Source organism: Pseudomonas sp. TWR1-1-4, assembly GCF_049897165.1.
Taxonomy (GTDB): Bacteria; Pseudomonadota; Gammaproteobacteria; order Pseudomonadales; family Pseudomonadaceae; genus Aquipseudomonas; species Aquipseudomonas canadensis.
In genome coordinates, this window is the sequence record NZ_JAFCVS010000006.1 from 38,310 (window position 1) to 53,759 (window position 15,450).

Annotated in this window: 10 protein-coding genes; 3 read left to right on the top strand and 7 right to left on the bottom strand. The window is 62.7% G+C overall.

The genetic code is table 11. From position 1 onward, the window contains the following. Positions 1-34: 34 nt before the first annotated feature. Together ACP7C6_RS19515 and ACP7C6_RS19520 are read left to right on the top strand one after the other, a co-directional pair. Positions 35-478, top strand: coding sequence for a TadE/TadG family type IV pilus assembly protein (locus ACP7C6_RS19515; RefSeq protein WP_123474013.1), 444 nt, complete (start codon positions 35-37; stop codon positions 476-478). After that, positions 475-3,192, top strand: coding sequence for an ATP-binding protein (locus ACP7C6_RS19520; RefSeq protein ID WP_426109131.1), 2,718 nt, complete (start codon positions 475-477; stop codon positions 3,190-3,192). Before ACP7C6_RS19515 ends, ACP7C6_RS19520 begins: the two co-directional genes overlap by 4 nt. On the opposite strand, the gene ACP7C6_RS19525 is transcribed toward ACP7C6_RS19520, so the two are convergent. The 6 genes from ACP7C6_RS19525 to pbpC form a co-directional block, all read right to left on the bottom strand. Further along, positions 3,189-5,135: a pilus assembly protein TadG-related protein gene (locus ACP7C6_RS19525; protein WP_068931566.1), complete on the bottom strand. Its 1,947-nt coding sequence runs from the start codon at positions 5,133-5,135 to the stop codon at positions 3,189-3,191. The genes ACP7C6_RS19520 and ACP7C6_RS19525 overlap by 4 nt on opposite strands. Positions 5,136-5,239: 104 nt before the next feature. Continuing rightward, complete coding sequence (locus ACP7C6_RS19530) at positions 5,240-5,797, bottom strand: DUF4136 domain-containing protein (protein WP_028615587.1); 558 nt, start codon at positions 5,795-5,797, stop codon at positions 5,240-5,242. Between the two features lie 44 nt (positions 5,798-5,841). Next, a complete protein-coding gene (locus tag ACP7C6_RS19535) occupies positions 5,842-6,444 on the bottom strand; it encodes a DUF4136 domain-containing protein (protein WP_016977011.1) in 603 nt (200 codons plus the stop codon). Positions 6,445-6,468: 24 nt separating this feature from the next. Continuing rightward, positions 6,469-7,218: a methyltransferase gene (locus ACP7C6_RS19540; RefSeq protein WP_426109132.1), complete on the bottom strand. Its 750-nt coding sequence runs from the start codon at positions 7,216-7,218 to the stop codon at positions 6,469-6,471. After that, positions 7,211-7,519: a MazG-like family protein gene (locus ACP7C6_RS19545; RefSeq protein ID WP_016977009.1), complete on the bottom strand. Its 309-nt coding sequence runs from the start codon at positions 7,517-7,519 to the stop codon at positions 7,211-7,213. The genes ACP7C6_RS19540 and ACP7C6_RS19545 overlap by 8 nt, the downstream gene beginning before the upstream one ends. Before the next feature lie 140 nt (positions 7,520-7,659). Then, the gene (gene pbpC, locus ACP7C6_RS19550; RefSeq protein ID WP_122685886.1) at positions 7,660-9,990 is read right to left on the bottom strand and encodes a peptidoglycan glycosyltransferase PbpC; all 2,331 of its coding nucleotides are present in this window, start codon (positions 9,988-9,990) and stop codon (positions 7,660-7,662) included. Positions 9,991-10,080: 90 nt separating this feature from the next. On the opposite strand from pbpC, the gene ACP7C6_RS19555 reads away from it, so the two are divergent. Next, positions 10,081-10,374 (top strand): hypothetical protein, encoded by a 294-nt coding sequence (locus ACP7C6_RS19555; protein ID WP_012722009.1) that lies wholly within the window; start codon positions 10,081-10,083, stop codon positions 10,372-10,374. Positions 10,375-10,511: 137 nt separating this feature from the next. Here the strand turns inward: ACP7C6_RS19555 and ACP7C6_RS19560 are convergent, their stop codons facing one another. Continuing rightward, a complete protein-coding gene (locus ACP7C6_RS19560; protein WP_426109133.1) occupies positions 10,512-15,410 on the bottom strand; it encodes an alpha-2-macroglobulin in 4,899 nt (1,632 codons plus the stop codon). Positions 15,411-15,450 lie beyond the last annotated feature (40 nt).

Consider the following 15,450-nt stretch of genomic DNA (forward strand, 5'->3'; position numbering starts at 1 on the left):
ATATCAAGTAGTAGCCGTCAGGGTAGACGCAGTCATGAAAACAGGCCTCCCTAGAAAGCAAAAAGGTGCAGCGGCGATTGAGTTCGCCCTGGTCTTCGGGATCTTTTTTGCAGTGTTCTATGGGTTGATCAGCTATAGCCTGCCGCTGCTGATGTTGCAGTCGTTCAACCAGGCGGCGGCTGAGGGCGTGCGCCAGGCCATGTCGGTGGACCCGGTGGCCGCCGGTACCGCTTACCCCACGCAGGTGACCACACTTGCCAAAACAACGGCAAAAAACCAGTTGAAATGGATCCCGGCCAGCTTCCAGTTTTCGGACGATTTAATCACCGCCAACTACACCGGTAATACGCTGACCGTCACGATCAAATACCCCACCAGCCGCCTCTATTCGGTGTTCCCGGCGCTGGTGTTGCCGGTCATTGGCACCGTGCCGAATCTGCCGGCCAACCTGTTCGCCAGTTCGAGTCTGCAGCTTTGACCTCGGGGGACAAGCTCTTCGGGCGACTGCTCGGCCGCAGCAGCGCGCTCACACTCGACATGCCCGGCGCCCCCACGCCAGGGCTGCACCTGCAACTGGACGCGCTGGGCCACGTGCTGGGCATCAATGGCACCCTGCGCTCACTGCTCGCGCCGCATGAAGCCCGACCGCTGCTGCGCGAGCTGTTATGTGCCAGCAGCGCCTTGAGCATCGAAGGCCCCCCCGCCGACTGGCAACGCCAGAGCCTGGACCTGGACTTTCAAGGCGCCGCCGGCCAGATCCTGCACACCCGTGGCTGGGTCGAACCCGAGGGCGATGGCTGGTGCTTGCGCCTGCAGGACGTCAGCGACTTGCTGGCGAGCAGGCAACTGGCCCAGCACCGCGAACAGAACCACCAACTCGCCTGCCAGATGAGCGAACAACTGCGGGTATGCAGCCTGACCCGCCTGCCCGAGGTGTTCAACGAACACCTGCGCAGCCTGGCCCAGCGCTGGCGGATCCCCTGCGTGGCCATGGCCTTGCTCGATGAAGAAGACCAGGGCTGGCGGATCTACAGCCACTACGCCGCCCACGATGCGCCCACCTTGTGGCAGACCGGCCAGTCCTTGGGCATCAGCCTGGACAGTGCCAATGGCAATACGCCGTTGAGCCTGGCCCAGGAGCGCAGTGACAACCCGCGACTGCAGAGCATTTTCGGGAATGCCGATGGATTCCTGGTGCCTTATCGTGACAGCCAGGGCGTCGCCGCGTGGTTGCTCTGCGGGTTCTACAGCGGCCAGCAACACACTAGCGAACGGGACTGGTTGAACCTCACCGCCGCCCTCGCCGCCCCGCTGCTGAGTCGCCTGCGCGAGCAACGCAACCACCAACAGCTTGACCGCATGGAAGCCCTGCAAGGCCTGCTCGGCACCGGCTGGTGGGAACTGCTGCCGGCCACTCAGGAGATCCAGTTGGCCCCGCAGTTGCTGCACAATCTCAGCCTGGAAGACGGCCCGACCCGCCAGCCGCTGGACCAGTGGCTTGAACTGATCCATCCCGCCGACCGCCAGGCGCTCAACAGCCGCCTGCACGACCTGCAAGCCTTGGGCAAACCCTTGCTGACCAGCGTGCGCCTGCAGCGTACCGACGCCGAGCACAACCCCCTGTGGTATCGCGTCCAGGGCCAGGTGTTGGGCGTGGGTGACAACCGGCGCTGGATCGGCTTCATGCTCGACATCAGCGACATCAAGAACCAGCAACTGCAAGCCGACGCCGCCCATGCGCGCCTGGACAACCTGATCGCCAGCTCGCCGGCGGTGATCTACGTGCAACGTTATGTCAGCGGCGCCCTGCTCCCGGCGTTCTTCAGCGACAGCTTGCTGCCGCTGCTGGGTTGGACCCTGGCCGACTGCACCCCTGACAACCTGGCATCACTGATCCACCCCGAAGACCGCGAGCTGTACTTCGAGCGCAGCCGCCAACTCCTGCGCGAAGGCAGCGTACGCAGCCGCTACCGTCTGCGTGATAAACAAGACCATTACCATTGGCTGCTGGACGAAACCAAGCTGTTGCGCGACGACCTCGGCCTGCCGGTCGAAGCCGTCGGTTTATGGCTGGATGTCACCGAGGCGACCCTGGCGGCCGAACAGATCAAACAGAGCGAAGAACGCTACCGCATCCTGGTCGAGGACTCTCCGGCGATGATCTGTCGCTATCGCCCTGACCTGACCCTGACCTTCGGCAATACACCGCTGGCCAACTACCTGGAATGCCTGCCGGCGCAATTACCGGGGCTGAACCTGGGGCACTGGCTGTCGGACGAACAACGCCAGGCCTTTGTACAGCGCATCGAACAACTGACCCCGGAATTCCCGGTCAGCACCGCCGAGATCAGCCTGGAATTGCCCGGCCGCGAACATGCCTGGTGGGTGTGGTCGGACCGTGGCGTGTTCGACGAACAGGGCACACTGGTGGAGGTGCAAGCGGTGGGCCGCGACAACACCGAAGTGCGCCGCTCCCAGCAGCAACTGACCCAAAGCGCCAAGATGGCCACCCTTGGCGAAATGGCCACCGGCCTGGCCCATGAGATCAACCAGCCGCTGAACGTGATGCGCATGGCCATCGTCAATGTGCTCAAGCGCCTGAGCAACGGCGATGCGCAAGTCGACTACCTCACCGAAAAGCTCCAGCGCATCGACACCCAGGTCCAGCGCGCGGCGCGGGTGGTGGACCACATGCGCGTCTTCGGCCGCCGCTCGGAAATCGAACAACAGCCCTTCGACCCGTCGCAGGCAGTGGAAGGCACCTTGTCGCTGCTCGGTGAAGGCCTGCGCGGCAAGGGCGTGGAGCTGCGTATCACACCTGCGGACTTCAAGGTGCAGGTCAAAGGGCATGTCGACCAGCTTGAGCAGGTGCTGATCAACCTGATGGTCAACGCCCGTGATGCGCTGTTGAGCAAGCGCGAAAAGGATCCCGGGTTCCGCCCGTGGATCGCCCTGCACTGCGAGCATGACAGCCGGCATGTGCGCATCTGGGTTGAAGATAACGGTGGCGGTATTGACCCACGGTTGCTGGAGCGGATTTTCGAGCCGTTTTTCACCACCAAGCCCATCGGCGTGGGCACGGGGTTGGGCTTGTCGGTGAGCTATGGGATCGTCGAAAACATGGGCGGACGCCTCAGCGTCGCCAATGGCGAGCACGGCGCGAGGTTTTGTGTGGAGTTGCCGGTGGGTTAGATCACCAGATAAGCGCGGCCCATGTGGCAACTGAGATTGGCGCCGACTTCGGCGTTGCCCAGGCTGATGCCCAACGCCGAGAGCAGTGTGTTGACGATGGGATCGAGTATCGGCGACAGGACGTTTTGGACAAGGCCCACCACCGAACTGATGATGGTCGCCAGCGCGTTGGTAACGGTGCCATTCGCCGGGTTGGGTGTACTGCCGCTGGGCGGCACGTAGGTGACCTGCAGACCGTTCAGGGTATTGCCCAGGCTAAACAGGATATCGGCAGTGCCGGGTGGTTTTTTGTAGATCGTTGCCGCGTTGATGTCATTCACCGGATTAAACACCAACGTATTGGTTTGCGCGCCTATGGTGGACAACGCTCTCAGATTCAGGCCGCCGCCAACGCCGGGTGTGCGCGGACCACACACCAACGTCAGCAGGCAAAAGCGTTGGCCAAAGTCGATCAGCCTCACCGGCTGCACATTCACTGGCGCAGACGATGAAAATGCCGACACCGGATCAACATAACCCACGCCCAAGGTGGCGAGTGAAGTGGTGGCCTGCACCGTCAACGACTTGGTGGCCGGCGTGGCGCAACTGAAGTCTGTGACGTGGCTCTCTGCACTGGCCGCCTCGATATAGATGGACAAGGTCTGGGTAATATCCACGTCAGCGACATTACACCCCACTAAGCACACGACACCGGCCACCACATCCAGAAGATTCAAGTTCAATAAACCACCGACCACCTTGGATACCGGCGTCGCAAGCCCGCTCAGAATGGATGAAACCCCCGACACCACCTTGATGATCGGCGCATCAATCGTGACCAAGGTGCGTACCTGGGCGGTTCGAACAAAAATCTGATCCGTCGGCGGATTATTCAACAGCCCCGCCTTGGCCTTCAGTGGATTGCCAATCGCCGACAATTGCGGGGGTTCAATGACTTTGGTCTGGATCGAGACAGTGCCTACCAGCGGAATATTCACCTGGGCTGCCGCACTGACCGCACTTTTGCTGCTGGAGAGCTGCGCCACGGTCTCCAGCAACTGAAACAACTGCACACTGGTATTCAAGGCCGCCGCCGGCGTTCCGGTGGCGACTTTCAGCAAGTCTCCAACCGTCAAGAGCTGGGTATTCGGCGCGATGGCTTTCACGGTAATCAGATCGTTGATGACCGCCGTGGCGACCGCGCCGTTTTTTTGCAGGACCTTCACGGCGGCGTCGAGCAACTGGCTGGCGGAAACGGCGGTACTCAGCAGTGCGTCGTAGTCACCCGCCTTCACGTTCAACTGAATCGCCAACTGATCCAGATAACTGAGCAGGTTCACGTTCGTCGTCAGCAAGCCATTCCAGCCTGCGGCCGTCAGGGACAGGCTGCCGCCCAATAGATTGCCGACAACCATGTTCAGCAACGGGGAATTGGCCGAATTCACGGAGGCCAGGCCGCTGCGAATGGTCAGTTGCGCTACCGGGGGCGCAGCCGCAGCCACAGCGGTGGCACTCAATATCGTCTGGGCGGCAACCGGTGCACCGCTGAACATGTTCCAGATGCCGTTGGCGAGACTGGTCATCACACTGCGCGTTGCGACCACGCGCACGGCGTCGTTCTTGGTCGCGTCGGCGACGAACACACGGATATTGCTGGCATTGGTGGGCAAGGTGCCGCAGGTCACGGCCAGGCCCCGGCTGTTGTCGCCAGCGACCACGGTAAAGCCGTTGCGCGCGGCGTTTTCCTTGGCGTAGTCATTGGCCGTGGAAGTGGGCGTGCACTGGCCGCCACGACCGGCGGCTTCCAACGCCGCTGTGTCGGCGATGGACTGCAACCTGCGCTTTTCCAGGTACAGGCGACCGCTGTCCAGCGCCAACAGCATGAACACCATGGCCACCGCCAAGGTGCCTGCCGCCATCAAGCCAATCGCACCACGCTGCCGGGAACCAAGTCGGGGAGACATCAGGCACTCCTTAGCGCTTACTCTCCGTAATTGAATTGGAGTGTAGACAAGGCTTCAGGTGTGCGCTGGCCAGTCGCCACATTGACGACTGGCGGAAGGTATTTCTAGTGTGGAGGGTAGCTGGAGAGGACGCGGGTGACGGTGGTGCGGATGGCTTTGTCACGGTCCTGGGGGTTGGGCGAAGTGGCCATCATCTGTTCGTCGCTGCCGCGCCACACCAATTTGCCGTCCTTGCCGTCGAGCAGGTCGATCTGGATGGTGGCGACTTTGTAGGTGATGTTGCGCGTCTCGTTGTACATCGGCGCGCCCCAATAGCCGTTCCATGGGCCGCCCCAGGCGCCGCCGTAGTTGGTGGTGACTTGCTGCTGGCGGTCCTCCACGATCAGGTAGGCCTGCACGTTCAGGTCAGCCTTGCTGCCCGGCGCCGCTGGGCGCAGGCCGCGCTGGTCGAGTTGTTCACCCACGGCCTGGCGGATGCGCTGTTCGGTCAGGTCGCTCTTGATGCGCGGATCATCCGGACGATATTGCAACGCCGGGTCTTTCCAGGCCCAACTGCGGTAGGCACCAAAATCCCGGCTGGCGTCGAAATCGTGGTTGACCTGGCTGGTCTGGCAACCGCCCAGCAGCACTACAAGAGCAAGCGTAGCGATACGACGAAACATGGTTTTTCTCCAAAGAGCGACCGCGCTAAAGATGAGAATAGCTGTTAACTGGGAGGATACGCCGTCATTGCCTTTTGCACCGCCTGGCGCAAGGCATCTCCCCGCTCACTGAGGCTTCCCTGGCTGCCGGTTTCCGCACTGGCACTCCACACCGGCTGGCCGGTGCGGGCATCGAACAGATTGACGCGAACCACCACGACCTGCACTTCATAGGTGCGCACGATCGGCACCGAGTTGTACATGCCGTAACCATTGCCATAGCGGTTGTAGCCGCCATAACCGTAGCCGTAGTCATCCTGGACCTGCTTGAGGCGCTTCTCCAGGCGCACATCGGCGCTGACAAAAAGGTCTGCCGGGCGATTGTCATGCAACGGGCGCAGCCCGCGTTGATCAAGGGCACCGCTGACCGCTTCGGCAATCTGCGCCGAATCCGCCCAGGCCGTGCCCGCCGGCAACTGGCCGTTGCGCCAGGCCCAATTGCGGTAGGCGCCGTAGTCGCGCACGGGCGCCGGGTAGGCGCTGGCATCAAAGGTGTTGGCCGCCTGGGGCGGCGCCGGAGGAATCGGCGCCGAAGCAGCAACATAGGGGTTTGGGCTGGAACACGCGCCCAAACCCAGGGACAACAGGATCAAACAGAGACGACGCATTTCGACCTCCGCAGACTGGGCCGCTTAAACCGGACGGCAAATCCAGTGCAAATAACGCCCAAGTCCGGCAAAGCTTGGGTGACGACGGTGAGCGAGTTCCATCTCCAAAAGGTCCTGCAAATCGGCGCGGGCCTGGAATTCTACCGGCATATAGTCGTGGAACACCCGCACGCCGCTTTGGCTTTCGACCTGCCAAAGGCTTTCGAGTTGCGCCGCCAACTCACGGGGATCGAGGGGTTGTTGCGGCGTCAGGCTCTGCTTTTCGCCGGCCATGTCATTCTTGCGCATTTTGCGGAAGTGGCCTTTGAGCAGGTTGCGGTAAATCAGCGCATCGCGGTTGTAGAAGGCCAGCGACAGCCAGCCGCCAGGTACCGTGAGTTGGTGCAAAACCGGCAGGATTGCATGGGGCTCGGCCAGCCATTCCAGTACTGCATGGCACAACACCAAGTCATAGGGTTCGGTGAGTTGGCCGAGCAGGTCTTGCCACGGCGCATGAATAAAGGTGGCGGTTTGCCCGGCATCCGCGAAACGTTGACGGGCGCCTTCCAACATCGGCTCAGCGGGCTCGGCCAGGGTGACCTCATGGCCTTGTTCGGCCAACCACAGCGACATATGGCCCAGGCCCGCGCCGATATCCAGCACGCGCAAAGGGCGTTTCGGCAGCGCTTCGGTCAGGTCGGCCTGGAGCACCGCCAGGCGGATCGCGCCTTTGGCACCGCCGTAGATTTTTTCGGCGAAACGCGTAGCCAGTTGGTCGAAATGACGATCACTCATGGGCAAACCGCCGTTCACTGTCGGCCAACTTGGCGCGCACCACCTCGTTCATGTCCAGACCCAACTCGCTGCACAGCAACAGCAGGTACAACACGATATCGCCGACTTCCTGCCCGGCATGGGCGAGTGTGTCGGCCGGCAACTGGCGCGACTGGTCTTCGGTCAGCCATTGGAAGATTTCCACCAGCTCGGCCATTTCCACGCTGGCGGCCATGGCCAGGTTTTTCGGGCTGTGGAACTGCTTCCAGTCGTTGTTATCGCGGATGCGGTGCAGACGTTCGGTGAGGTGTTCGAGGTTCATGCGGTACTCCTGAAGGTGGATAGCTTCGGGGGGATTAGCCTTGAAGGCAAGTGAACCTTTAGGCCGCTATCGCCGGCAATCCGGCTCCCACGGTTTGGAATGCGTTCCCTTGTAGGAGCCGGCTTGCCAACGATGGCGATTCAATCGACGACGCTGAACTCAAGCCGGGCCGTTTGACCGGCTTCATCGAGGACGCTGAGCTGGTAGCGGCCCAGGCGCTCGAAACTGGCGTTGATAAAGTCCTGGTTGGCGCTGTCCCCCAACGGCGCACCATTAAGGAACCACCAGCGCCGGCCGCTGCCGCCCAAGGCGGAGATTTTCAGGCGCAGGGCCTGTTGGCTGGTGGCGGGCAGGCGCAATTGGTCGCCTTCGCGCACGCCGACAATCGACAGCGGTGACGACGCGGCCAATGCCGGAGGCGGGCAATCGGGGTCGGCGGCCGGGATGCGCGCTTCGCGGCGTTCGGCCCGTGGCAGCCAGGGTTCCAGCGGTGCGGGCCACAAGGCGATGTTTTTCGGCTCGGCGCCGGGGCAATGGGCGTCGACCCGCAAGCCCTTGGCATTGACCCACACGCTTTCCATCAAGCCCACGCTCAACGGCTGATCCAGTGCCTGCAACGTCGGCGGCGTGGTGTGATCCAGGGTCCAGGCAAAACGCTGGCGGCGGCAATTGGGATCGCTGCGGCTCATGGGCTGGCCCAGCGGCCAACAGATCGCCGCCACGCCGACATTGGCCGGCACCGGTTTCACGGGCGCGCTGATACCGCGCTGGCTGTCGCGGTTAGTCAGCACATCGTGCACCTGCAACATCAACGGCGCTGCCGAGGCCAGGCCGAACTGGCCCGGCACTGGCGTGCCGTCCGGGCGGCCGATCCACACGCCGATCAGATAACGCGGGCCCACGCCAATGGCCCAGGCATCGCGAAAACCGTAGCTGGTGCCAGTCTTCCAGGCCAGCACCGGGCGTTGCACCAGTTCGGCACGCGGGTCACGGTCGGGCCGCGCCTGGCCGCTGAGGATACGCCGCACAATCCAGGCGGACCCTGGCGACAGTAAGGGTCGTTCCCTGAGCGTATCGTCCGGCTGTAATCGAATAGCGGCGCTCCTGCCGTCCCGTGCGAAGGCGCTGTAGCCGCTTACCAGGTCTTCGAGACGACTGCCTGCACCGCCCAGGATCAGTGCCAGGTTCGGTTCGGCCAACGCCGGCAGCGCCAGAGGCACGCCGCCGATGCGCATTTCGGCGGCAAAGCGCTTGGGCCCATAGGCCTCGAGCAACTGCACCGCCGGCAGGTTGAGCGAACTCGACAGCGCCGTACTCGCCGGCACCGCGCCAGTAAAGCCCATGGAGAAGTTGCCCGGCCGGTAATCGCCATAACGCCGGGGTACGTCCTGCAACAGGGATTCGGAGTGGATCAGGCCGTCATCCAGGGCCATGCCATAGAGAAACGGTTTCAACGTGGAGCCCGGCGAACGCAAGGCGCTGATCATGTCCACGTGACCGAAGCGCTTGGCATCGTTGATGTCCACCGAGCCGAGGTAAGCGCGCACGGCCATGCTTTCCTCTTCCACTACAAGAATGGCAGCGGAGGTATGTTCCGGCAGCCGCGCGCGCCATCCCAGCAGCAGGTCTTCAAGACGGCGTTGCAAAGTGGCATCCAGAGTGGTGCGGATCAGCGGCGGGCTGTCGGGACGATTCAGGCGCCGCGCGAGCAACGGCGCCAGGCTCGGCTCCAGGCGTGGGGCGAGCAGCAACGGTTCTTCCAGGGCTTCATCGACGGCAGACTGCGGCCAGACCTGGAACTCCGCGAGGCGGCGCAAGACTTTGTCGCGGGCTTCCTGGGCGCGCTGGGGATGGCGATCCGGGCGCAAACGGCTGGGCGCCTGGGGCAGAACGGCGAGCAAGGCGGCTTCGGCGTGGGTCAGTTGCGCAGGGGATTTGCCCAGGTAGGCCCAACTGGCCGCCGCCACGCCCTGCAACGTACCGCCGAACGGCGCGCGGTTCAGGTAGAGGTTGAGGATTTCGGCCTTGGACAGGTGCCATTCCAACTGCACCGTGCGCCACAACTGGCGCAACTTGCCATGGAAGGTGCGCGAATGCGGATCCAGCAACCGCGCCACCTGCATCGACAAGGTGCTGCCGCCCGATACCACCCGCGTGCCCGTAAGGTTCTGCCAGGTCGCACGCGCCAGCGCCAGCGGATTCACACCGGGATGCTGGTAGAACCAACGGTCCTCATAAGTCAGCAGCGCGTCCAGGTAATACGGCGACACTTCGCTGGTTTGCACCGGGTAGCGCCACACGCCATTGGCATCGGCAAACCGCCACAACGGCGTGCCATCCTCGGCCAGTACCACACGCGCCAGGTCATCCTTGGGCAACGGGAGAGGCCAGATGCGGTCGGCCAGCCACAGCAAGGCCACCACCAACAAAAGGCTGGCCAAGGTCCAACGGGCAACTAAACGCAAACTCAAACGGGCAAACCTCTATGCTGGTAGGGAACTAGCCTGTTGCAATAACAACCAAAGGCACAGATTCGCCCACCTTCTCATCAGGACACACATATGCAGGTAGAAAGCTTTTTCGGCTGGTTGGGCCAGGCGCTCGGTTCCGTCATCCGTTTTATCGTCGACGGCCTCAGCGGCCTGTTCGGTGCACTGACCAATGCCGGCGGCAACTTCATCGATGGCTTGTCCCGCACCTTGGGCATGGACACCTCGATCATCAGCATCATCACCCTGATCATCGGCCTGATGCTGCTGTACTCGGCGGTGCGCGCCTTCATGCGGGCGTCGATCATCATGGGGATTATCTGGTTGCTGTTGGGCCTGTGGCTACTGAGCTGGGTCGTCCACTAACCCAAAAACACCACAAATCCCCTGTGGGAGCGGGCTTGCTCGCGAATGCGGAGTGTCAGTTAGCGCCTCTATTACTGACCCAGCGCATTCGCGAGCAAGCCCGCTCCCACATTTGATCCCAATTCAAATTGAGGCCTTCACCGCCCCTTGATCACCAGATCCGCCGGCGTCTCCCCCACCGCCTGCCAGTTCGGCCGGTACATCGACTCCACCTGCGGCGGTGGCACTCGGTAAGTGCCCGGCGTCACGGCACGCGCCAGGTACAGCAGGTGCGTAGTGCCGGAGCCTTCGAGGTTGATCGCCGCCACGTAGCGGTCATCGCGGAACTCCTGGTGCTTGAGCGATGCGTTCTGCATCGACTCACGCCACTCCTTCACTTGGCTGCTGGCGTTTTCCAGGCTGGCAGCGCTTTGTGCCAGGTTCTGGTTCTCCAGTTCCAGGCCAGCTGGCAACAGGTCCACCACCAACGCATCCGGCACGCGCTGCTTGGCACTCACCGCCAAATGCACCAACACCAGATCGCCACTGTTGAGACTGCGCAGGTTCAACGGCTGGCCGCTCATGCCCAGGTATTCGCGGCGGATGCTCAGGTTGTCGCCACCCGGTGCCGGTGGCACCTGTGGATAACCCGAAATCGTCAGTTGCTGGTACACCGGCGTCTCGCCCTGATTGCTCAACGTCAGATCACTGGACAGCCACTTGCCTTCCAACTCCAGCGTCGACTGTTGAGTGTTCAGTTCCTGCACACCGCCACCGCCCGTCAATGACACCTGCCAGTTCGCATCAGGCTTGGCAAACCCGAGACGCCCGGCCAGGAACAGCGAGTTGCGCTCCTGGGTCGACAGGTACGGGCTGGCGGCCAGTTGATCCGACAGCGTGAACAAGCGCTCCTCACGCTTGCCCTTGGCCAAGTCGTTCTCTTCCAGCAAGGCCAGGATCATCGCCTGGTCGCGCAACGGGCTGCCGTAGTCGGCCAGCCATTCATTGGCATTGCGTTGTGCGGCCAAGCCAGCGAGCAAGGCTTGGTCCGCACGCGGCTGGTCGCCCATCTTCTGCAACGCGATGGCCAACTGCACCAGCGGCAGACCAGAGCGCGCATCGCTACGACGTTCGAAGATGCTGCGCAACGCGCCCAACGGCGCCTGCTGACTGCGCGACAGGACCATACCGGCGTAGGCCTGCACGGCAAAGCGGGTGTGGTCGGCATTGTCGCTGTAATCGACGTCAATCAGGTTGCGTTCCTGCACGTAGCGCAGCAGACGCTCGCTGGCCTTTTTCAACGCTTCAGGGGGCACGGCAAAACCCTGATCGCGAGCGCGCAACAGGAAGTCGGTGACGTAAGCCGTCAGCCAGTATTCTTCTTCACCGTCCGCGCCCCACAACCCGAAGCTGCCGTTGTAGCGCTGCATGCCCAACAGGCGCTCGATGCCCAACTCGATCTTGCGTTTGCGTTCGCTGTCCGACTCGCCTTTGATCGACAGGCGCTTGAGCAGCGCATCATCGGCGTACAGCGACGGATACAGGCCGCTGGCGGTCTGCTCCAGGCAACCGTAGGGGTAGGCCTTGAGTGCACTGATCTGTGCACCGAGGTTCAACGGCGGCCGACTCGACAGGCTCAGCAGCGCCTGGCGCCCCGAGGCGTCGAACTGATCCAGCGCCCCCGACGGCAAGCTCCACGGTTGGTCCTTCAGCACCGCGCGATAGTGCTTGAGCAGCGCCGGATAGGCCGGACGCACCCCCAAGGTCCATTCGCGCGTAAACGGCGGCAGGTTCTCGCCCGGCAGGTCCAGGCCATTCACCGTCACCTTGACCTTACCCTGCCCTAACCCGCCCCAGGCTTTCACCGGGATACGCAGGGTGGTGCGCTGGCCTTGCTTGAGTTCCACGCTTTGCGCGCCGCTGCTGACCAGCTCCAATTGCCCATCGGCGCTCAGTTGTACATCGAGTTTCTGCGGCTTGCCCGACAGGTTGGACAGGTCCAGCGCCAACGTGGTCTGGTCACCGCCCGCCATGAAGCGCGGCGCCGACAGCTCGGCAATCAGCGGTGCGGCAATCACCGTCTTGGCTTCGGCCATGCCGTAGCGATCGTCGCTCCAGGCCTGGGCCATCAGGCGCAATTCGCCGTTGAAGTCGGGAATATTGACGCTGACTTCGCCCTCGCCTTGCTCATTCAAGGTCACCGGCGCGCTTTGCAGGGCGACGATGGTCACACTGGTGTCCGGGCGCTTGCCGCCTTTGGCCAGCGCCGCATCACCACCAAATGCCAGGCTGGCCAATCGGCCCTGGCCGGCTTCGATCAACTGGCCGTAGATATCGAATTGGTCCACGCCGTAGGCTTTGCGACCGAACAGGCTGGAATACGGATCCGGCGTCGGGTATTCGGTGATATTCAGGATGCCCACGTCCACCGCTGCAACCAGCACATGCACCTGTTTCGGCACGCTGCCATCGGCATTCTTGGCGGCGATTTTTACGGTGAGCGGCTGTTTGGGACGCATTTTTTCCGGCGCGCTGAGGGTCACGCCAAGCTTGCGCTGGGTGCGATCCAGCGGCAGGTGCAGCAGGCCCACCGCACGTTTAGGCGTGATGTTGGCTTTGCGCTCGCCGGGGCGGATCACCAAGGCGCTGACATACAAATCATGGCGCGACCATTTCGGATCGAGCTTCACGGCGAAGCTTTTGCCCTCGGCCGGCACGTCGATTTCCTGCCACCACAACGGGCCTTCCGCAGACTCCACCAGCAGGTAGCCCTTACCGGCCGCCGGCGGCGTGACGGTCACGTTGGCCGTATCGCCATCGCCATAGGCCGGTTTATCCAGCGCCAGCTTGACTTGATCAGGCCGTACGGCGCCGCCTTCAGTGTTGTCCTGAGCCTGGTAGCCGGCCCAGAAACGCAGGCTGCTGACCAAGCCGGTTTGCGGGTCTTCGACCTCGACGCGGTAAGGACCCCACTCCACCTGGAAGCTGACCTTGGCGGTATCGCCGGCCTTGATGTTCAGGTTCTGTTCGTCGAGGTTGAGGAATTTCTCGTTGAAGTGATAGCTCCAGCCATCATTCTCGGAGTAGTTCCAGTAGTAGTCGCGGCGCTCACGCACCAGGCGCACCTTGAGGTTGGGCGCGGCGAGTTTCTGCCCGTCCTGGTTGGCCAGCAGCACTTCGAATTCCGCCGGGCCGTCGCCATTGGTTTCCTTGCCGTCAAACAGCCCGCGCAGGCCCGGCAATTGCTCGGCCGGCCAGATCGGCTGCACCAGGCGCCGGGTGATCGGCCGTCCACCCGACTCTTGCAGGCTGGCCTGCACGATCAGTTGCAGCGGCGACTTGGCCTCGGCCCATTTGCTTTCCAGAGTCAGTGCTTCCTGGCCCTTGGCGTCGAGCACGCTTTCTTCCAGTTCGAAATCCTGACTCAGTTCTTCTTCGGTGACGGAGCCGAACTGATAGCCCGGCAGCGCTTTGACCGCTTCGCGCAGCGGCCGCACATAGACTTGGCCGCTGACACGATTGCCCGACGCGGGGGCGCCGTACAGGTAACGGCCGGTGACCTGAATCACCGCGTCATCCGCCGGTTTCAACGGGGTGTCGCTGCCCTTGAGTTCCAGCGCCAGGCGCTCGGGCAGGAAGTCTTCGACAAGGAATTCATACAGCTGCGGCTTGCCATCACCCAGGTCGAACACCAACTGCCAACGCCCGGTCGGTGCTTCGCCGGCCAGTTGCAGTTGATATTGATAGAGGCCAGAGGCATCGGCGTCCCACACGAACTTGCGGCTGACCTGCTCATCCGGGCGACGCACTTCGACACTCACCGGCTGCGGTTTGACGGCATTACCATCCTTGTCACGCAGCAGGGCGTTAAGCAGCACGGTTTCGCCGGGGCGATACAGATCACGCGGGCCAAACACAAAGAACTGCAAAGGGTGGGAGGGTTGGCCGCCAATGTCGAACTCGGCCAGGTCCAGCGCCGCACTGTCGAGGCGCAACATACTGGTCTGTTCGCCCTGCTTGGCCAACAGCACCTGAGCCTTTTTCGGCAAAGGCAACTCGGCGTGACCGCCCTTCTCGGTCTTGCCCTGGCCCAGCACACGACCTTCGGCGTCGAGCACTTCGAGGTCAACGCCATCCAGTGCCTTGCCGCCTTCCAGCGCCTGGGTAAACACGTCCAGGCGATTGGCGTAGCGGTGCACTGACAGGCCGATATCACTCAAGGTAAACAGCGTGGCCGGCTGGGAATAGTTGTAGGTGCCCGAAGCCCGCATCACCGCCAGGTACACGCCCGGCTGCTGCAATTGCTTGAGGCCGGCGATGGGCAGCAACAGGGTTTCGCGGGTGTTGCGCGCCGGGTTCAGGTCGAAACGGCCGCCGTAGACCAAGTCGGCCAAGGGCAGCAGTTCGCGGGATTCATAGCTTTGCAGGCTGGTGTTGCGGCCCCACTGCGCGAGGAAGGTAGGCAGGGATTCGGGTTTGATGCGGAAGAATTCGACATCGATCTTGTCGACGTTCAACGCGATCACCGGCAGGCCTTCGGCCAGGCGTGTCGGCAGCAAGGTGCCACGGCTGGCAAAGCCGACGGTGGCTTGCAGGTCGCGAGTTTCCAGGCGGGCGGTGTATTCGGCGGCGAGCGTGTTGTCGTTGACCGCCTTCACACCGGCGTCGACTGTCAGCACCAGCTTGCGCTGTGGCTCCAGGTGGCGCAGGCGCAATTCCATCAGGTTATCGGAGATTTCCCAGGCGCCATCGACCTTGCCGGACTTGCTGTCCACCAGGTGAAGTTTGTCGGCGAATTTCTGATCGGGATCCAGTGGAATGGAAAAGCTCACAGAAAGCGTGCTGGCGCCGTCGAGCTGCACTTCGGACACGTCCACCACACTCAACTCACGCCCGGCGTAGCGCTGCTTCAGCGCCGCCACATCCACCGCGGCCTTGGCCGGTTTGGGCGCCACTGTTGCCGCTGCGGGAGCGGTCGGGGCTGCCGGTTTATCGGAGGAATCGCAGGCGCTCAGCAGGGCCAGCGCGCAAGCAAGGAACAGTCCTTTGTTAAGCATGGGGCACTCGTTTGTGAGGGGGTCCGAGAGGTGAACTATA

What these genes read in the sequence shown, in the direction of transcription:
- ACP7C6_RS19515 (WP_123474013.1), top strand. Translation starts at nt 35, where the DNA reads ATGAAAACAGGCCTCCCTAGAAAGCAAAAAGGTGCAGCGGCGATTGAG.
- ACP7C6_RS19525 (WP_068931566.1), bottom strand. Translation starts at nt 5,135, where the DNA reads ATGTCTCCCCGACTTGGTTCCCGGCAGCGTGGTGCGATTGGCTTGATG.
- ACP7C6_RS19530 (WP_028615587.1), bottom strand. Translation starts at nt 5,797, where the DNA reads ATGTTTCGTCGTATCGCTACGCTTGCTCTTGTAGTGCTGCTGGGCGGT.
- ACP7C6_RS19535 (WP_016977011.1), bottom strand. Translation starts at nt 6,444, where the DNA reads ATGCGTCGTCTCTGTTTGATCCTGTTGTCCCTGGGTTTGGGCGCGTGT.
- ACP7C6_RS19540 (WP_426109132.1), bottom strand. Translation starts at nt 7,218, where the DNA reads ATGAGTGATCGTCATTTCGACCAACTGGCTACGCGTTTCGCCGAAAAA.
- ACP7C6_RS19545 (WP_016977009.1), bottom strand. Translation starts at nt 7,519, where the DNA reads ATGAACCTCGAACACCTCACCGAACGTCTGCACCGCATCCGCGATAAC.
- ACP7C6_RS19555 (WP_012722009.1), top strand. Translation starts at nt 10,081, where the DNA reads ATGCAGGTAGAAAGCTTTTTCGGCTGGTTGGGCCAGGCGCTCGGTTCC.
- ACP7C6_RS19560 (WP_426109133.1), bottom strand. Translation starts at nt 15,410, where the DNA reads ATGCTTAACAAAGGACTGTTCCTTGCTTGCGCGCTGGCCCTGCTGAGC.